The 19023-nt window shown below is 49.7% G+C and carries 16 protein-coding genes; 10 read left to right on the top strand and 6 right to left on the bottom strand.

The window, feature by feature from the left end; genetic code table 11:
- The first annotated feature begins 11 nt into the window (after positions 1-11).
- The 3 genes from ACEW81_RS11860 (at position 12) to ACEW81_RS11850 (ending at position 2252) form a co-directional block, all read left to right on the top strand.
- On the top strand, positions 12-563 hold the full coding sequence (locus ACEW81_RS11860; RefSeq protein ID WP_373533201.1) for a ComEA family DNA-binding protein: 552 nt from the start codon (positions 12-14) through the stop codon (positions 561-563).
- Positions 564-673: 110 nt separating this feature from the next.
- On the top strand, positions 674-952 hold the full coding sequence (locus ACEW81_RS11855; RefSeq protein ID WP_373533200.1) for a hypothetical protein: 279 nt from the start codon (positions 674-676) through the stop codon (positions 950-952).
- Positions 953-1535: 583 nt separating this feature from the next.
- A complete protein-coding gene (locus tag ACEW81_RS11850) occupies positions 1536-2252 on the top strand; it encodes a sigma-70 family RNA polymerase sigma factor (RefSeq protein ID WP_373533199.1) in 717 nt (238 codons plus the stop codon).
- 139 nt (positions 2253-2391) lie between these two features.
- On the opposite strand, the gene ACEW81_RS11845 is transcribed toward ACEW81_RS11850, so the two are convergent.
- Positions 2392-3090, bottom strand: a complete 699-nt coding sequence (locus tag ACEW81_RS11845) for a hypothetical protein (protein ID WP_373533198.1) — start codon at positions 3088-3090, stop codon at positions 2392-2394.
- Entirely contained in the window at positions 3090-4625 is a 1536-nt protein-coding gene (locus ACEW81_RS11840) for a hypothetical protein (protein WP_373533197.1), read from the bottom strand. Before ACEW81_RS11840 ends, ACEW81_RS11845 begins: the two co-directional genes overlap by 1 nt.
- Positions 4626-5018: 393 nt before the next feature.
- On the opposite strand from ACEW81_RS11840, the gene ACEW81_RS11835 reads away from it, so the two are divergent.
- The 3 genes from ACEW81_RS11835 (at position 5019) to ACEW81_RS11825 (ending at position 9113) form a co-directional block, all read left to right on the top strand.
- Positions 5019-5750 carry a response regulator transcription factor gene (locus ACEW81_RS11835; protein WP_373533196.1) on the top strand — a complete coding sequence of 244 codons (732 nt, stop codon included), beginning with the start codon at positions 5019-5021 and terminating at the stop codon, positions 5748-5750.
- Between the two features lie 70 nt (positions 5751-5820).
- Positions 5821-7773, top strand: coding sequence for a sensor histidine kinase (locus ACEW81_RS11830; protein ID WP_373533195.1), 1953 nt, complete (start codon positions 5821-5823; stop codon positions 7771-7773).
- A 221-nt stretch (positions 7774-7994) separates the two neighbouring features.
- Complete coding sequence (locus tag ACEW81_RS11825; RefSeq protein ID WP_373533194.1) at positions 7995-9113, top strand: hypothetical protein; 1119 nt, start codon at positions 7995-7997, stop codon at positions 9111-9113.
- A 460-nt stretch (positions 9114-9573) separates the two neighbouring features.
- Here ACEW81_RS11825 and ACEW81_RS11820 read toward each other — a convergent pair whose 3' ends face one another.
- Positions 9574-10548 (bottom strand): MnmC family methyltransferase, encoded by a 975-nt coding sequence (locus ACEW81_RS11820; RefSeq protein WP_373533193.1) that lies wholly within the window; start codon positions 10546-10548, stop codon positions 9574-9576.
- A gap of 105 nt (positions 10549-10653) precedes the next feature.
- Here ACEW81_RS11820 and ACEW81_RS11815 point away from each other — a divergent pair, with 105 nt between their 5' ends.
- Positions 10654-11907, top strand: a complete 1254-nt coding sequence (locus ACEW81_RS11815) for a tetratricopeptide repeat protein (RefSeq protein ID WP_373533192.1) — start codon at positions 10654-10656, stop codon at positions 11905-11907.
- 185 nt (positions 11908-12092) lie between these two features.
- The gene (locus ACEW81_RS11810) at positions 12093-12791 is read left to right on the top strand and encodes a hypothetical protein (protein ID WP_373533191.1); all 699 of its coding nucleotides are present in this window, start codon (positions 12093-12095) and stop codon (positions 12789-12791) included.
- 16 nt (positions 12792-12807) lie between these two features.
- Here ACEW81_RS11810 and ygfZ read toward each other — a convergent pair whose 3' ends face one another.
- From ygfZ to ACEW81_RS11795, 3 genes are all read right to left on the bottom strand, one after another.
- Positions 12808-14538 carry a CAF17-like 4Fe-4S cluster assembly/insertion protein YgfZ gene (gene ygfZ / locus ACEW81_RS11805; RefSeq protein ID WP_373533190.1) on the bottom strand — a complete coding sequence of 577 codons (1731 nt, stop codon included), beginning with the start codon at positions 14536-14538 and terminating at the stop codon, positions 12808-12810.
- A 10-nt stretch (positions 14539-14548) separates the two neighbouring features.
- Complete coding sequence (locus tag ACEW81_RS11800; protein ID WP_373533189.1) at positions 14549-14905, bottom strand: glutaredoxin family protein; 357 nt, start codon at positions 14903-14905, stop codon at positions 14549-14551.
- A gap of 113 nt (positions 14906-15018) precedes the next feature.
- On the bottom strand, positions 15019-16254 hold the full coding sequence (locus tag ACEW81_RS11795) for a glycosyltransferase family 4 protein (RefSeq protein WP_373533188.1): 1236 nt from the start codon (positions 16252-16254) through the stop codon (positions 15019-15021).
- A 135-nt stretch (positions 16255-16389) separates the two neighbouring features.
- On the opposite strand from ACEW81_RS11795, the gene ACEW81_RS11790 reads away from it, so the two are divergent.
- Complete coding sequence (locus ACEW81_RS11790) at positions 16390-16803, top strand: EVE domain-containing protein (RefSeq protein WP_373533187.1); 414 nt, start codon at positions 16390-16392, stop codon at positions 16801-16803.
- A gap of 307 nt (positions 16804-17110) precedes the next feature.
- Positions 17111-18985 carry an ABC transporter ATP-binding protein gene (locus ACEW81_RS11785; RefSeq protein ID WP_373533186.1) on the top strand — a complete coding sequence of 625 codons (1875 nt, stop codon included), beginning with the start codon at positions 17111-17113 and terminating at the stop codon, positions 18983-18985.
- The last annotated feature ends 38 nt before the right edge of the window (positions 18986-19023 follow it).

Below are 19023 nucleotides of genomic sequence, written 5' to 3'. Positions count from 1 at the left end.
GCCAACGGTTGATGGACCCACTTCCACAGGAACCCTTCTTGCCAGCGGATGACAAACGCTTGCCGGATATCGCCTATAATAGCGGTATTGATGCGGCTCCATTGTCTGTGCAATGGCAGGCAAACTGGTGTTTGTGGCTATTGGTGGCATTAACCGGGCTGATGATTTGGATGCTGGCTTGTTTGTTATGGCCTCAGCCCAAAGCCCAAATTGTGATGACCCCGCTACCACCCGCCCAGTTGGTGGTTTCTTTGCCGCAAGTTGCGCCAGAGGAAGCTTTTACGGCGCCGGAAGCCGATTTGGCAGTGCCTCCCCGCAAAAAATCGAAATCCCACAAGCGTTCGGTTGCCGCAAAAAAGCCGAAGCACCCGCCAGTGCTGAATCTGAATACAGCCAGTTTGAGCCAGTTGCAATTATTACCGGGTATTGGCCCCAAAATGGCGCAGCGTATTGTGGATTATCGCAAAACCCATGGCGCTTTTCGGGATGCGGCCCAAATTGTTGAGGTGAAAGGCATTGGCCCCAAGAAGTTTGAGAAATTAAAGCCTTTTCTAAAAGTGTAAATGGGCCTTGGCGTATGAAGAAACAATAAGCCGCTCTATCCCTGATCGCTTGAGGCAGTTAGCATGGCGAGGCCTTGCGCTTTTGTATCAGATTTTAAAGGAATCCTTTCATGAGTTCGAATTTTCCCATGTCCATGCCCGCTCCCTTCATGCCTCAGCAGCAGTTTCCTATGGCTCAGCCGCCTATGCCGCCTGCTGCTATGATGATGCCCATGGCTGGTCCACAACCTGGCCCTCAGCCCGGTGGCCCACAACCTGGTGGCATGCCTGATATGAGCCAGTTTGCGCTGCCTCAGCAACAGCCTCCCTCTATACCCCCCATGGGTGGGTTTCAACCCGGCATGATGCCCGCTCCACAAGCCGGAATGGGCTTGAACTACCTGGCATAAGGGTTGGGGAATCCGTTTCCAAAGCCTATTTTTTAGAGAACGTTCGATTGCAAAATCGGGCGTTCTTTTTTGAGGTGTGACATGAGGTTTGATATGAATCTTGGGAGGGTCAGCGGGCCTGTTTTCCCGGTACTGCGGTCACGGTTTCCGTGTAACTGAACATTAATCTGATTATCGAAAAGGACAATTCCCGAGTTTCCATTGTTTTTATTTTAGTATGAAGATTGAATTTAAGTTACTTTAAATTCACCTCAATTGGGAATAGGAGCTAGAAGAGGAGGCTCTATCCAGCAATATTTGGATTGAGGGTGTGCGAATCATTCCAGGTTTGAGTCAGTGTGGTAAACCGGCTTTGAGTACAGTGGTTTGCCCGTGGTGTTTTATGTGGGAGCTGATTTTGAGTGCAGCACGAAGGTTCATCATCATTATCAAGCGCAGAGTATTGCCCGCAGCCTGATTGAGCGGCTGTGAAGGTTAACCATTGCGTGATGAGTGGCTTTTGCGTTTCCAGGTAAAGACTTAATGGATGATATGCCTCTTTTATCCCTCTTCAGTGTAGAATATTAAAGTGGAGTATTAAATTATGGCGGCTCGACAAGCGTTAATGACGTCCAAGTCATCATCATCCGACTCACCTCAAAAGCCTCGCAAGACAGTCAACGATTATGTTGATTTGATTGAAACCGTGGCCAGAGTAGAGTTTAGCAGACTTCCCAACCACCTCATTGATTTCAGTGAAGTGGTTAATATTGGCGCAATCGCCATTCACGTGATGCTGACCTCCAACCCCGAGCGGGAATTTAATGTAACTTATCTTTCCACGGCCATTAAATGGGCCATTCGTAATGAGTTACGTTACCGCTACAAGTGGTACTCTCTCAAGCATGTCAGCATGGAGTCCAATCAGGAGGCTTCATCCGGTGAAGCGGGTGCGGACGATGAAGTAAGCGCTGGCTTTGAAGCCGAAAAAGGCAAGGCCCGTGAAGCGGTCTATGGAGCCATTCTGTCGGTAGACAGCATGATGGAATCCGATAACCCACATGAAATTAAAGACAACGCCTACACCCCGGAAGAAAATTCAGAGCTGAAAGAAATGGCCAAAGTGGTTCGGGATGCCATTTCCAAATTGCCGGAACGTGAAAAGCAAATTATTGAAGCCCGTTTTTTCAAAAACATGAAGATGCGTGAAATTGGGGAGACTTTTAATATTTCCCCCTCCAGAACCTCTCGCATTGTGCAAGCCGGTTTGGATAAAATTAAGTTGGAACTGCAACGCAGAGGCTACAATCCCAACTTCTAACCCGGAAAATGTTAGGCTGGTTTTATAAAAAAAATTGAAAAAAGCCCACGGACTGTTTGTCAGTGGGCTTTTGGCATTTGGCGTTTTTTTAAGAGACGGATTTTGGATAAATAAAAGGCTTGTGCATACTGCTTGTGATTTAAGGGAACAGGTCATCCCGGTAAAAATCTTTCTGGGCGTCTCCGTTCACGTTATCCACAAAGCGCTTGGCAAAAAAGGCGCCTACCAGCGTAATACCACTGGCAATGGCAAAATGTTGCGGCGATTTGAAGGTCATTTCTACGGGCGCTTTGGTGGCTTGCCATAAGCCTGAGCCTATGCTTTTGCCCACTTCTTTCAGGGTGGTCCAGGCTTGAGAATTCAGAATGCTGCAACCATTCCACCACGTTATTATATTTTTTCCGTAGCCCATCATTTTTTCGTGGCCAATGGTGCCGTATAAGCCAGCCAGGCCCACGCCTAGTGGCAGTAAGTTTGGCCCTATCACGTTGCTGAAAAAGTTGTTGACATGAATTTTAGCGGACTGGTAATTTTCTTTAAGGCGGAAAGGGCCGTAGCGCTTTAATCCATCATATTTAAGGGCCAGTTTATCCATACCCGGACTGCCGGAATACTGGCCAAAGTTATATTCGGTTAACTGGTAATCGTTATCGGCTTTCAGGGTGGACACCTGCTGATTGGCTTTTTGCTGGCTGCCCACAAAGGCATCCTTCATTCGCCATGCGCTAAATCCCAAAGCACCCAGGGTGAACACGCCCAGTACCGGCTTGCTAAGCCCTGCTCTTGCCAAGGCATTGGTGCCGTTGGATGACGTTGAATTTGTGAGTGGGGTGGTCACTAGCGATAACCCTCCTGTATATTAAGTCTTTGTCCGGCTTGGGGCGGCAGGCCCGGTTGTCCTTGTTGTCTCATCATGGCTTCGGGCTGCTGTGGTTGGGCCTGACTGAGATAGTTGAGTCGTTGACCGGCGGCGGCAGGCATACCCGCTTGGCCCATGCCATAGGGATTGGGATAGGCCGGTTGAGCGCCAGCAGGGTTGAAGCCCCCGTACGGGTTGGCTGTAGGCAAGGCGGCGGCGGCTGCCGGTTGTTGGCCATATTCTGTGGGGGTGGGAGCGGTGCCCATGGCTGGATTGGGTTGGGCGGGGCCATTGTTTGGATTGGCGGTTCCCGCATAGGGATTGGGAGGAGCGGCATTGGGCGTATTGGGCGCTACTCCGGGTGCGGCTGGGGCCGCTGGGTTGGTGGCCTGTCTCTGAAGCGCAGCCGCTTCTTCACTGCCGGGAATGGTGGTCATAGCGCCGGGAAGCTCTGAAAAGCCCTGACCCAGCGTGTTGTTTTTGATAGAGCCCATTAAAGAAGAGATCACGCCGCCTTCCCCGCTCAGGCCGCCGGGATTTTTATTGAGAACGGTGATTTGATTCTTCAATCCTTCAGAAGGCTGTTTGACCCGCCCGGTTTGCATGGCCAGTTCACCGGCGGTGCGTACCACGGCGCTGGGATCTTTCATGATTTTTTCCATAAAAGCGTTCACATACTGGTTATAAGGGGCCCGAGTGGATAGGGTGGGATCTTTATCCAGTATTTTGAACAGCTCCATTGCGGCATCCGCCCGGGTGTCTTCGCTATCGCTGTTCAATCGATCGTTTAAAGATTGAATTTGAGTGTCCGTCAGCCCCCCATCATCCAGCGGGGTGGTTGGCCCTTTGGGTTGAGTTGCTGGTGGTTGCGCCGGGGGCTGTTGTGGCGGTGGTGCGGGTGGCACAGGTGGCGCTGGAGGCTGCTGTGGTCCTTTTTGTTGCACCGGAGCCTGCATGGGTGGTTGCTGTGGCTGCATGCTTGCCGCTGGATTGGGCGGATACATGGGTGGATATAAGGGCGCCGCAGGCGGCAACTGGGGCGCTGCCGGTTTGGCCAGATAGAGCCATGGCGCCACCATATAAGGGCTGGGTACTTCCGCCAAATTGGGAATAACCCCTACCGGAATGCTGGCGGCGGTTTGATAGGCAGCGTTAGCGGGTTGATACAACCCCGGGGCCAACTGTTGCGGACTGGGCAAAGCAGCGCCTATCCCTGCCAAACTGCCATTGTTTAGACTATTATTTAAACCACTGGCGCTGAGAGCCGGGTGGTCACTCATGCCTGAATTGGCGCTCAAAAACTGGTCTGGGGTTGGTAAGGTTGGGAAAGCCTGAGCCGGTTGACTCATGGGCTGCGTGAACAGAGGGCGTGGCATGCTGGGCAGTTGGGTCATGCCAGGGTGGGCCATGGTGGGCGCATTTAAAGAAGAGGTCGCTCCCAATGGTTGATATTGGCTCAGCGCTAACGGCATTGGATTGCCGTACGGCTGAGGATTCATAAATGCGGATTGCATACCCATATGTCCCTGAACATCCCTTACTGTATTGTTAGCCTTGTTTGCATAAAACCTCGCTGGGGGATTTTGTTGCTAGAACCCGAAATAAACAATTTAAAGTGGGATGATGCGCCAAATCGCTGGAAATCGGCTTGGCATCAGGCCAGAATCGTGCCAGCCTCATGCCATGGGGCCAAGCAGCTACACAAAAAATTCATTGTGAACCGTGAACTGAATGGGGATCGCTTTAATGTTTAAAGCCATCTTTGCTACAATAATCAGGCAATGCCTTCTCAGGCCTTCTCTCAAATTCCTTGCAAACCCCTTGTTTTTCTCTGTGTGGGGCTTGAAAACTGATAAGATGAAGGCCACTGATTGTTATAATGCCGGAACTTTGGAGACAGCACCCGCATGGTGAATATTCTGGTAGTGGATGATGACCCGGAAATCATTGATCTGCTGCGGCTGGATTTGGAACTGATGGGTTTTCAGGTGGATTCCGCCAACGATGGGATGAACGCCCTGAAAAAGGCGGAGGCCAAAATCTACGATTTGATTGTACTGGATGTCATGATGCCCAAGCTGGATGGCTTTGAGGTCTGCAAACGCATTCGGGCCAACCGAGCCTCGGCCAGCGTGCCTATTGTGTTATTAACGGCCAAAGGCACCATTGAGGATAAAATTCGAGGCTTTAACGCCGGTGCCGATGATTATCTGGTCAAGCCGTTTGAGTTTCAGGAGCTGATGGTTCGCATGCGGGCCTTGTTTCGCCGAACCGGGACTTTGAACAAAGAGGTCAACGCCCCTAAAAAAGATGAGGTGCTATCGGCGGGCGAAATGCGCTTAATTCCCTCCTCGCTGGAAGTGGTATTGAATGGGCAAATTATCAAGCTGACCCCCACCGAATTTGAGATTTTATATTGCCTGATGCAACATGTGGGCGAAGCCGTTTCTTTGGCCACCATTTTGCAGGAAGTTTGGGGTTATGAGGCCGATGAGGACGTGCGGATGTTGCGGGTTCATGTGGGCGGCTTGCGCCAGAAAATTGAGGTCAATCACAAGCACCCGTTGTATCTGCAAACCGTCACCAATGTGGGATATCGGCTTAACCCGGTGCCTACGGAAATCCCCACGAGTCTTTAACTTTTTTTAGCTGAACGCTTTGTTTGCCCCCCATTAATTTTTCAGATTGGCCCCCATGATTCGCTTTAATATGCCCAAGCTCAGGATTTACCAGCAAATTTTAATTTGCTTTGGCTTAATTGTGAGTTTGCCGCTGTTGGGCGTTACTTTTTTAATTAACAACATCAACCAAAAAGCGTTACGCAAAGAAATGGGACGCTTTACGGAATATACCGCCCGTGCCTTGTATCAAGGTTTCGATACCGAAATGACCTGGCAAAAGCAGCAGGTGGATATGATGGCTCGGCTGACCGCAGGCAATATGAAGGGGGGGCAGCGCTTTCATCAGGCCGCTCAGCAGGTTATGGGGCTGGACAGTGATGTTTACGCGGTGGGTTTGTATGATGCACAGGGGCATCGGCTGGAGGATGCTTACCGGGATTTTCAAACCCTCAGCCCGGAGCTGCGCTTGCCCTTTGATCTCACCCCGGCTTCCCAGGGGGCCACTTTAATGGAAAAACCCCATCGTTTTCAGCCGTTTCAGGTGATTTACTTTGAAACCGGAAACCCACAGGATAGCCCCTACTTTCTGCGGGCGGTTTTTCCGATGCAAGCCACCGGTCAGGCCGCTTACTATGTGCATCAAAAAAGTTTTCATTATCTGGAAACGCTGGTGCAGTCCAATAACTCTTTATATAGCGCTTTTTACATTATTGATAGCAACGGGGTGATTATTGCCGGGCCCACCGGGGCCGATAATCAGGAGCGGATTAAAGGGAAAGATTACGCCCAGTTCGCCAAAATCAATCCGGGTGTAACCCACGAGTTTTCATCCACCCCCCAAGCCATCCCTCAGGCGGAAACTGAGGAAGGGGATGAAACCCCCAAGCTGGAAAAAGTGATCGTCAAGATGCCCGAAATTAACTGGGGCATCATTATAGAATCTCCCTATAACGTTAAACTGAAGTACATCAAACGGGCTGCCGGACAAACCCTGTTACTCACCCTGGCCTGTCTGGGTCTGATGCTGCTGATGGTGCTGCCTTATATTCTGGGCATTAGCCGTAACTTCCGGCAGTTAATTAAAGGGGTAAAGGCCATGGGAGACGGCAACTATTTTCGCCGTATCCGCTTGCTAACCAATAGTTTTACCCCTTATGAAATTGTGTATTTAACCCTGGAATTTAACCGAATGGCCCGCAAAACAGCGGACTCCTGGCAGGCCATTCAGGATGCCAACCGCAAGCTGGCCCAGATGGATGAATTCAAGTCCACGTTAATTGATACGGTGAGCCACGAATTTCGTACCCCGCTGACCATTATCAAGGGCAACGCCTCCCGCATGATTCGCTATGATGGCACGCTGGATAGTGAAGCCCGTCAAAAGCACATCAAGGCCATCAAGCAGCAAGCCGATCGCTTAAGCCGTCTGGTCGAAGATTTGCTGGTGATTCCTGATTTGGAAAAAGCCAATTTGCGGGTATACCCGGATCAGGTGGATTTGCCAGCGCTGCTGGAGAATTGCGCCCAGTTTATTCAAACCAAGGAGCAACGTGAAATTCAGATTCATGTAGATGAAAGCGTGGATGAGGCCCTATCCGTATTGGCGGACCCGGATCGCCTGGAGCAGATTTTACTGAACCTGATGGACAATGCGGTTAAATATTCCTTGCCCGATACCCCCATTCAGGTTTCCGTCCATCGGGAACCGCAAGAGGTACCCAGTATTGCGCGCAGCGATGATGGGCTTTTGGCCCACCCCATGATGATGATTACGGTGGCCAATCAATGCGATCCGGGGCCTATGGCCGATCTGGATGATCTGGAAACGCTGTTTGAGAAGTTTAAGCGTCTGGATGATAGCTTGGTTCGCACCACACGGGGCAGTGGACTGGGTCTGTTTATTACCCGTGGTTTGGTGGAAGCCATGGGGGGCCGTATCAATCTGGCTTACGCTCATGGACATTTTGAGGTTTGCTTCACCGTACCCCTGTATCGAGAGAATACCGAGGCCACCACGCTGATGATGGCCCAGCCCGGATAAACCGGGGGTGATTTTATTAGGGCGCTTGATGGCACACAAATCAGTATGGCCGTTTTATTACCAGAGACGCCTGACATTCAGTCCATTTGCTTATTCATTCGGCGGCTGAGGTGGTTGGTTCAGGATTTAAAGCGCACCCGCTGTGATTGAAGGGCTAAGTGGCTTATGATATTACCGACTTGGCAGCGTTTATTTTTTAGGAAGCCCAAAGAACGGCATTGATGTTAAACTTTCCCTATTCTCCACCTGCTTATTCCAATACGGCGTTCCAGCGGCCTCATCTGTGGACCGGTAATCATGGTGCGCTTCCTTTTCGTCCGGCTCAGTTTTCTTCCGGGGCACCGGACAATGCGTTAAAGCCGAATGCCAATCTGCCAGCGTCTCAACCCAAGGAGCCGGAGGCGAAGGCTCCCGAGGATGCTTCTGTTTGGCGGGATACGGCGCTGCGGTATGGCGGCTATGCCGATGAGGCCGGGGAGTTTCTGGCCCCTTATCTGGGCGGGGTTGGCAAAATGTTGGGTTATGGCATTTCCAGCCTTTATGTTTTGGCCGATATGGGGACCTCCCTGCCTAAAAAGTATCACCATGCCGGGCCTGAGTTGACGCAATGGGAAAAAATCAAAAAAACTGGGGCTGAGGCTCTGGATTTGAGCGTCTTTCACGGGGTGGCTACCTTGCTGGTGCCGCCCATGATTATTGGGGCTGGGGCGCATATGGTGGACAAGCACCTGACTTCCGATACCAGCCGCTATGGGCAGTTGGTGAGCAATCATGCTGGTTTGAATCGGTATGCAAAAAACTGGATGCCTTGGGCCAATCAGCAATTAAAACCCAGGTTGGCCCGCAGCGGTCAAAAAATTGCCCAGATGATGGCTCCTTTGGAAAATTGGGCTACCAAGCAAAACCCCAAGCACCTGAAGCGGATTCCTATTTTTGGCGAGTTGTTATCCGGGTTGCCCAATGACTTAAAAGATTTACGCAAGCTTGATCAATTTCAGTTTAATGAAAAAAACATGATCCGGCTATTGCTGCAAAAGCCCATTCCGGTGGCGGTGGGGCTGGGCATGGTTCCCTTGGTGGCTCACCCCTTTGATGAGCTGATGATCAAGGTTCAGAACTGGACCATTCGCCCTTTGCTGGGCATGCGTAAAATCGAAAAAGATGCCAGCGGCCGGTGGCAGTCGGTTAAAAATCCGACGTTTTGGGGGCATGCGCAATCCTCTAGTCCGCCTGCCACGTCTCAAAAATTGATGCCTCCCAACGCGTCAGGTACCGTGGCATTGCCCTCGCCGTGGGCGAGAATTAATCCCCCGGATTTGGGCATGCGCCCGACTCCTTAAAATGGCATTAAAAAGGTGAGGACGGTATTGATCGTGCCTTCAATGGCGTTTATTGCGCTGGGCTAACGGGTGTAGCGCTTCAGCTTTGGGCGTCTGGATCTCCGCTAAATTGAAAGCGGTTTCTTTTATATGCATTTCTCTCGTAAAACTAAAGTGTATAGAGCATAATTTGTTTTGTGATGCTTAACTCTCGTTTGCTCTTTTGTGCGTACGGCTTAACTTTTATGTATTTAAAATGACGTATTTCCATCTTTGACTTAAAATAAGCTAAACATACTTTAAAAAGGCATTATTTCTGAAATCGGGACTTTATCCATAAAAAGGGATGGCAAAATCCAAGCGTCTTGGATGTACCTTGGAATCGGATCAGAACAGATCAGATCAGCCTTATTCAACCCAAGCGAAAAAATGACTGAGCATAACCCTAACCCCCAAAAAAGTGAGTGGATTCTCCCAACGATCACGTGTGCGGGTCGTAAATCGGTTTTTGCTTTAACGCCTTGGCCCCGGAAGGCCGAGCGGAATTTTCCTGTGCCATAAGCCGCTGCTGAAGAATGTGGGAGCGGGATTGTTGCAACCCTTCATCCCGGTAAGGAATACCGGCCCGGCTTTGTATATACTCGGCCTCCCAAGCAGCCAACGGCAGTGTAAAATCGCTGGCCACGGTGAGCGGGGTGGTTAAAGCCAGTGTACTGCCTGCTTTTCTGCCCAGTCCAGGTGTTTTTAGCACATGAAACCCCGCCGCGCTTAAGCCCCCTCGCACCGCCGCCGCCGTGCTGTAAGTGAGCAAAACGCCCTGTTTTTCAATTAAAAGCCGATGATAATGCTGAAACAGATCCTGAGTCCACAGTTCCGGCATTTTTTGAGGCGAAAATGGGTCATGAAAAATAGCGTCGAAATCCTCCTGTAATTGAGGCACTCGGCAGCGCAAATCATCCAGCCATAAAGTAATATCCAGCCGCAACCAACCTGCTACAGTCATCATAAACCGTCGAGGGTTTGTAAGTTCCTCCTTCGTGTCATTTGTGTCCGTTAACGTCCGATAATATATATTATGTTCCGATGGGGCTAAAAAAGTTCTCAGGGCATCGAAGGTGGGATGCTTCAAAACATGGGGCAAAAACTGGACGGCTTCCAGGTGCTTTTCAATGGCGGTAATGGATATTGTGAATGGCGGGCGGGTGGGGTGTTGACAGGTCAGGCCCTGTTTGAGGATTTCGTTAATCAAAGCCCAACTGTTATAGCCCATGCCATAGCAAACGTCTAAAACCCTAATCTGGTCTGCCTTTTCAGGTTTTTCCAAAAGCAGGGAGGGGCGCACGTAATTTTGAAAGGCTTCGGTATAAGCCCCGGCGCTGTTATGGCTCAGTTGTCCAGTTTCCAAATCCAGGCAGGATAGGGAGCCGTCATCGGTGGGCATTATTTGAAATGGCATGGTTCAATTTGCAGTCCTGTTGCTTTTTGAATAACCGTTCATCTGATCCTAATATAAAAAGAGGATTGGGCCTTCAGTTCGTGGCTTAAACACCGAAACTCAATTATGAAATTAACTGATTTGTCTTTAAATCATGGGTTCAAGCCGCAATACGGCAGGTCTTTTTCAGGCCGGTTGCTGGCAATAGGCGCATTTTCGCTTGCGTCACTGATCATAGCCGCCGCTGGTTGGGCGCTATTTAGCGGCGTAATCCCCCGGTTTTATGCGGCTGAACCGTTGACCACCCGTTGGTCCACCATCAACGCCAACCAGTTTGATTTTCAAACCGCCAAAGACTTTGAAGCCGCTCAGCGCCAGTTGATCCAGTCCGCTTTAAAATCTGGCAATCCGTATGCCCCGGTTCCCACCCTGTTACTGGCCGATTTATTCAATGCCATGGGCAAAAATCAGGCAGCCATTTTCTTTTACCAAAAAACGATAGAACAAACCACCTCTGATTGGCTCCACCAGCGGATGCTTGGCCCCCTTGCCTCGCAAGCTCACGAAAAACTGGCCTTGTTGTACTATGAGCAAGACAACCCCAAGGCCAGCCTTGCGGAAATTTCGGCCTTGAGCGGCTTTGAGGATTTTGTAGAAAATGCTTACTTGCTGTCCGCTTTGCAAAACGCACTGGAAGCACCGGAGCGGGCGGATTTGCACTGGGTGTTGGCCCGTGAATTAAAATCGGTTTATAAACTGCCACAAGCCCAGCTGGAAATTCAAAGAACGCTGGCCAGCCGCCCCAGTGCCTCGCTGGCGTTTCAGGTTAAGGCATTTCAACGGGTTGAAATGCCGTTAGGCACCGATAAGCTGTCGGCTTTGGCCCGGTATTATCAAATGGCCGGGGACTCTCGGTCGGTAAGAAGTGACTATCAGGGCGCTGTTAGCTACTATCAAAAAGTAACCCAGCAAGCGCCCCAGTTTGAATGGGGGTATAACGCGCTGGCCAATGCGCTGCGCCAGCTGAAACAGTACCCACAGGCTAATCGGGCTGCCAGACAAGCCATTGCCCTCAATCCCCATTGTTATCACGCCTATTTCACCTTGGGGGATATTTTGCTGGATCAGGACCGGTTTCAAGAGGCCATTGCCTCATTTCAAGCGGGGCAAGCCCTGCTGGAGCAATCCCCCAGTGACGATAGCCAGATGCACGGGGCGAACATAGAGAATCAACTGGCTTTTGCCTACGAGGGGCTTGGCAATTCAGCGCAAGCTGTTCGCCATTATCAGCGAGCAATGGCATTGGCTCAGCAGGGAGCCGTAGATCAGGCAGTGGATTATGATTACGCCCAGGAATCCTTGGCAAGGTTGGACAAGTGATAGCAAAACTCTACTGCTACGTTGGTAATTTCAGTGATTGAGATTATTGACGCTTTTGTGACGTTATTTCTGTTTTTTTGAAGTCATTTTATTGTTAAGTTTATATTATGTCTTAATGTAGTCTTGCCGTATTTATTAAAATAACTTAGAATAAACTTAATGATATGGATTGGAGTCAGTTGGGCATGCCTGCTAAAAAAACACCCAAAAATACGCAGAAAATTTCAAGCGCTTCCCGGCTGGAAGATTTATTGAGTGAAACCGAACTAGAGCTAGCGCAACTGGAGCCCCAGATTGACAAACTGGAAAAGCAAATTGAAAAGCTGCGGCAGTTAAAGTTGGCCAAGCAAAAATTAATCACGTTAAAGTTAAGTATCAAGTCAATACTGGTAAACTTTAGTGAGGATAAAGTCTCTGCGTTGGGCTTGAATGCACTACATTCAGACGTGACTTTGAACGCCCATTCGCTGGGGGCCACCGAACGAGGGCTGGATACCGCCAGTTTTGCGAATCAAAGCGGCTTCATGTACCGCCCTCATCAGCCAGTGCGCTTACCCGGTACTTTTTTGCCGGATATGGCATTTAGCCAAGTGGGTGAAGTGCTGCGCCGCAAAAACTCTTTGAACTATGAGCTGTTTCGGGCCATTGTGTTTAACGGGGGACAGGCCAACACCGATCAAATCAAGCAATACCTGCTGGATCACGATATTCGGCAACCTTCCAGCGGGGAAAGCTTTGAACACGTGGAATTGACCGATATTTCCTCACGGGTCAATTATCTGGTTCGCAAAGGGTTGGTCAATCCAGATGGGCGTGGAAATTTTGTATCCTGTCTGGGCTGGCTGGTGCAGACTGAGGACGCAACCGAGCCACTGGAAGTGTAACCGGGCCGAGCCTTGTTTAGCGGCTCAGATTTTCCAGACGAGCCTGCATTTCCTTCAGAGGCATCAAGTCGCCTTTGGCGGCAGCCACTTCAATGCCTTTTTGCAAAGTGGCTTTTGCCTGATCCAATTGCCCTGCCCCTTCCAGGCTTTTAGACAGCATTAAATAGGCTACAGAGTGCTTCGGCTGGGCTTTTAATGTCTTTTCAAACGGCTCAATGGCCGCTTCATAGTGTTTAAGCTCTAAAAAGGAAGACCCCAGCCCAAAATTCCCCAACGGATCTTCCGGGCTGAACTTTAAAGCTTCCTGAAACATGGCTATTTTTTCTTGGGTGGCCTGCTCTTTTTTACGGCGTTCGGCCTCAATATCAAAGGTAAGACCGGCCGCTTTGGCTTTTTGACTGAAAGCGGCCAGGGTAGCTTTGGCTTTCTCGTCTTCCGCCTTTTCCTTGTCGCCCAGTTTCATATAAAACACCGACAAGTTGGTGTGGGCCAACACATGGTTTGCATCCAGCGCCAACACCCGGTTCATCATTTCAATGGCTTCATCATACTGACCATGACGGGATAAAATGACCCCCAGCGCCTCATAGGCGGCCAGCAAATCCGGGGCGGCGGCCACGGCCTCTCTTAGGTAGCGAATGGCCTCTTCCTCGTACCCTTCGGAAAACAGTTTTAAGCCATCCTGCAATAAAGCCTCTCCGCTTTTGGCCAGAGACAGCCCGGTATAAAAGGGCAGCAAGGCCACTTCCGCCTGATACTGGATGCCGTTAATTACCAGCGGCAGTATTTTACCGGGAATGCGCTCATTTTTGCCCAAATACACCATGGCCGCAGGCCGCTTTAAGGTGGGAGAATAAGTGGCGCTGGTGATATGACCAACCGTTTTTCCATCCAGCTGGCAGGGCGCTCCTTCTGGCGGCAGAACCGATTCGGGTGGCAGCAATAGCCCCACCAAGGCCTGCTGAACCATACCGTAGGTTTTAACCCGGGCAATGGTTTCCTGCCCCAGATAACAGCCCTTGCTGTAACTGACCGCCACCCGCTCCAGACCGGTTTCAGGCAGCAGGGTTTCAAACGTATAGTCTTTCCCAAAGCGGGGCAGGCCCGCTTCAATGCGAAGAATCTCCAGCGTCTCATCGCAAAATTCAACGCCGTTTTGCGCTTGGCAGTGGGGAACCAGCGCTGCTTGAAAGGCTTCTGCTTGCGCTGTTGGCACCAGCAACACAAAGCCGTCCTCACCGCTTAAACTGCGCCGAATCACCCGTGTGGCAATGCCAAACAGCTCAAGAGTTTTCCAGTCAAAGAGTTGGGCGGGGAGTTCTGCTTCTTGGGGCAAATGCGCCTTCAAAACCTCAGCGCTGGCAGGCCCTTGCAGGGTCCATATCTCAAAATCGGCAGCGGTATCTTGCGTTTGAAACTGCTCCAGAATGTGAAATTTTTCAATCTGGCCCAGCGCATTATCCCGTTCGGCGGCGTCAATCAGCATGAACCATTGCTCATCGGCCCGGTAGAGGTCAAAAACACCCTGAATTTTCCCCTGTCGATCCAGCACCGTGTTTTGATGGCCTTGCCCACTGGACAATGCCAAAATATCGTTGCTGAGCCTGTTTTGCAGGAAAGAACTGGCATCCGGCCCGGATACCATAATCAGAGCGTAGTGAGTGAGCTTGCAAAATCCAAAATGCTTACGCACAGTTTGAACTGCCACAAGCGTTTCAGGCTGGTGGGCGCAGGATGGAGCCGACATGGGATAGTTCCTACTGGGCTACGGATTCAGGGAACGCTTCTTTGAAAATGGCTTGCAGTTCGCCATTTTCAGCCATGGGCCCTAAAATATCAGTGTCCCCGTAAAATTTACCGTTGATAAAAACTTTAGGCAAGGTGGGCCAGTTGGTCATTTCAGCCAAAACGGCCCGTTTTTCCATATCCTGAAGCACGTTCACTACTTCAAAAGGATGGCCGTACTGGCTTAAAAATTGAATGGTTTCAATGGTGAAGCCGCACATGGGCATATCTTTGGTGCCCTTGCCGTAGAAAATAATTTTGTTTTCGCTGATTTCCCGCTCAATTTCAGCTTTTAAACGATCTTTGGTGCTTTGCTCTAAATCTTGCATGAGAAGGTTCCTTGTAAATACAGGTGTGACGATGTTTACAGTTTACCGGAAACAGGCCCGCTTCTCAATCATCAGCGTGGAAGCAGGCGCCTGAAACGTCTGAATGAGCAATTTTAAGTGATATTAACGATCAATTGGAACAGCCAGCGATTCAGCTTTTTTCGAATACAGTTGGGCACAGACAATTTACGGCTGATCAAGCCTTGATAGTAGCGCTCCATGCGCATCATCTGTTCGCTAAAAATGCCGTACTGGTGCAAAATCACCTGAGATTCTTCCACCAGCCGACCCGCCAGCGCCGGATTTTTATGAATTTTAATAATGGAGCGGGCCAATACTTCAGGATTGCGAATGGGAACCCGCAAGCCGGTTTGCCCGTGGATGATCACTTCATTATAAGCCGATAAATCGCCTACAATTAAAGGCTTTTGGCAGGCCATCGCCTCAAAAATAGTGACCGGCATACCATCGGTACTCGGCACTGACACCACCACATCGGCCAGACAGTAATACTGAGGAAGTTCAGCCATAGGCACCTCTTCCACCCAGCGAATGGCGTGATTGACCCCCAGGTTTTCGGCCAGTTCCTTAAGAGAGCGGACATATTGCTGACGCTCTGCGGTGTTGCAAAAGGTGTCCTTCATAATAAACAAGGCCTCTGGAATCTCTTCCAGCACTTTGGGGATACTTTCAATAATGGTGATTTGGTTGTAGTGAGGCGTCATTTGGCGCGGGCTTAGCACCACAAAACTGTGCTCCGAGATATTCAGGCGCTCTCGTAGGTTGCTGGTATCGGTTTGGGGGTGGAATAAATGAGGATCTGTGCCAATGGGGATCAGTTCAACAGGGGCCAAGCCCATCACCATAAGGCTGGCTGAACGGTTTAAGTCATAAGAAACGGCGGTAATCATTTCGCTTTGCCGCATGGACAGGGCGTTGATCAGTTGATCTCGCCACAATTGTGCCACATGCCGGTAATTGTGGCGGGGCAGATAAATGTCGGAACCCAACAGGGTGATGATTAGCGGGTGAAATCCGGCCAAAGCGGCAGACCAGCCTCGCTGATATAAAAAGATAGCGTGCGCCAGATCGGGCTTGATTTCTCGGTTCACTTCCCTGATTTTTTGCGCCCGCGCTTTCATGACCGCTGTTTTAGAGACGTTCCCTTTGCCGTCCGCAATGAGATGGTCCCGGTTGGGCAGTGGGATGACGGTCACCCCATCGATACTCCCTCCCTTGTCACTGAGGCAGTACACCCGATGTCCTCGCTCCACAAAATAACCCAGCCAGCGCTGGACATGGATGTTGGTAGCATCGGCTATATAGCAAAGGGTTAGCGATTGTGGCACAGGGAAGCGGTCTTTAACTCTCTTTTCAAGCATCATACCACGCTCAACCCAATTCGCTATTTGAGAACTGCTGAATGGAACGATACAATGAAACGCAAGCGTAAAAGCCATTTGGCTGGAAGGGGTTGATTGACAATGCAGTACTGGATGATGAAAACCGAGCCGGGTGAGTTTTCCTTTGATGACCTGGTGCGGGACGGCAGCACCGTTTGGGACGGGGTGCGCAATTTTCAGGCCCGTAACAATCTGAAAGCCATGCGAAAGGGCGATCAGGTGCTGATTTATCATAGTGTGACTGAAAAAGCGCTGGCTGGCATCGCCAAAGTAAGCCGGGAGTTTTATCCAGACCCGACCGACAATCCTAAAGGGGACTGGGTGGTGGTTGAGGTGGAGCCTGTCAAACCTTTAAAGCGTAAAGTCACACTGGCTGAGGTAAAAGCCACGCCCGCTTTGGCGGAAATTCCGCTGATTAAGCAGTCTCGCTTGTCGGTGATGCCGCTGGAAAAATCCGTGTTTGACCAGTTACTGGCTTTAGCGGCCTCTTCTTGAAAAATTTCTTCTGCTGTGTCAATCAAAGGAATTCTCAATGGATTCTGATTGGCGCTGGTATAAAAACACCGATTAGGCGCTTTGACTGAAATTTTGACGGGCAGACAGATTGTAAATTTAACTACTACATTCAGAGAAGGAAGATTGTTAACTTTCCTTCGTATAAAAAGGATGGGAGCCGCTTGACATAACGGATCTGGAGAAGATAATCTGATGACTCAATATGCTATTTGTTCTCGTCTGAATTTGAGCTGCCATGCTGACTTTTTTAAATCAAATTAAAAATCCAAATCAAAAAGTGCTAGATATGGCCGCAAAGAGCAGTGCCAAGAAAAAAGCCAGGTCAAAAAGCGGTTCTGATGATAACGATGATGGTGAAGGGGAATCCAAAGAGCCTGAAGAGAGCGCACTGGATATTTATAAATGGATTGCTCAATTTTTTAAACCTTACTGGCTCAGAACCATACTAACCCTGGCTGTTCCCATTCCGATTGGCGCTCTGGAAGGGGCCATTGCTTTTTCATTAAAACCTTTTGTGGAAGGTTTTCAATCGGCTCAAACTTTCAATAGCTTGGCTTATGTGCCGTTGGTGGTGGTGGGTATCACTTTGGTGCAAGGGTTGCTGAATTACCTGTCTATTTACCTGAATGGCTGGCTGGGCTTTCGGGTGATGAGTGATCTTCGCAAAGCTTTATACCAAAAACTGCTGACCATGGATGTCAGCTATTTTGATCAGGCCTCTGCCGGTTTTTTGATTCAACGCTTTTACAGAGACGCGGAATCGGTTAATACCAATATCCTCAATAACCTGAAGACCCTGATCACCCGCTTCTCCTCTACCATTTGTCTGATGGGGATTCTGGTCTATACTTCCTGGAAGCTGTCTCTGATTTCAATCACCGTTCTTCTGTTAATGCTGTACCCTTCCACCCAGATTCGAAAAATTATCAAGAGTTTAAATAAAAAAGAAACCAAAGTGTCTGCCAAAGTGCTGTCGTTTTATACGGAGGCCATGGGCGGTGCCAGGGTTATTTATGGCTACAATCTTCCTGCTTATAACCACAAGGTTTTTGGTAAATACCAGAGAATACTGTATGACCGGGCCATGAAGGGCGTTAAAATTCGTGGATGGCTCACGCCCGTAATGCACATGATTGCTGCCATTGGCGTCGCTCTGGTCATCTGGCAGGGTTCTTTAATGGTGCTGGCGGGAGACATGACTGAAGGTGGTTTTGTTTCCTTTATTGTGGCCATGATTATGCTTTACAACCCCATGAAAAATTTGGGAAACAACTTGATGGCGGCCCAATCGGCTTACCTTGCGGCTGCCCGCATTAAAAACCTGTTTAATGTTCAGCCCAGCATTTCTGACAGGCCACATGCCAAAAAACTCAAGCAGTTTTCGGACTGCATTGAATTGCAAAATGTTTTTTTTGAATATGTACCAGGACAGCCGGTTTTAAAAAACATTTCCCTTAAAATTAATAAAGGCGAAAAAGTGGCCATCGTGGGTGTTTCCGGGGCCGGTAAAAGTACCATCGTAAATCTTCTGCCACGTTTTTATGATGTGCAAAGTGGTATGATTCGCATTGATGGTAAGGATATCAGGGACTACAAGGTGGAGTCGATTCGCAAGCATATCGCCATTGTGCTTCAGGACACTTTTATTTTTGACGGAAAATTGTTGAAAAACGTAGCCATTGGCAATATCGCCAAAAAAGATGATGAAGCGGCCATTTGGGATGCCCTGGATAAAGCTTGCCTGAAAGACTTTGTGGAAAGTTTGCCAGAGGGCCTTTATACTCGGGTGGGCGAGCGGGGCGTTATGTTATCGGGAGGGCAGCGCCAGCGTTTGGCAATCGCGCGCGCTCTTTTAAGAGACGCTTCTATTGTGATTCTGGATGAGGCTACCAGTTCTTTGGATAATAAGTCGGAAGCCAAGGTTTATGAGGCTTTGGAATCCCTGATGCAAGACAGAACGGTTATTATGATTGCCCATCGCCTGTCTTCCTTGCGAGGGGTTGACCGTGTTTTGGTTATTGAGGACGGCATGGTGGTAGAGGAAGGGACTCAGGAAGATTTGATGCGTCAAAACGGTAAATACGCCGAACTCTATCATGCGCAGTTCGCAGAAAGCAAGCAAGCGGCCGCCGAGGCTGAAGAGGTTGGCATTAGTGTTTAAGCGCTGTTTTGCTTTTAACCAAAACCGGATTCATTGTA

The organism is Vampirovibrio sp., from assembly GCF_041737375.1.
Taxonomy (GTDB): domain Bacteria; phylum Cyanobacteriota; class Vampirovibrionia; order Vampirovibrionales; family Vampirovibrionaceae; genus Vampirovibrio.
Note: the sequence above shows the minus strand (reverse complement) of the source record. Positions and strands in the feature narration are given on the sequence as shown.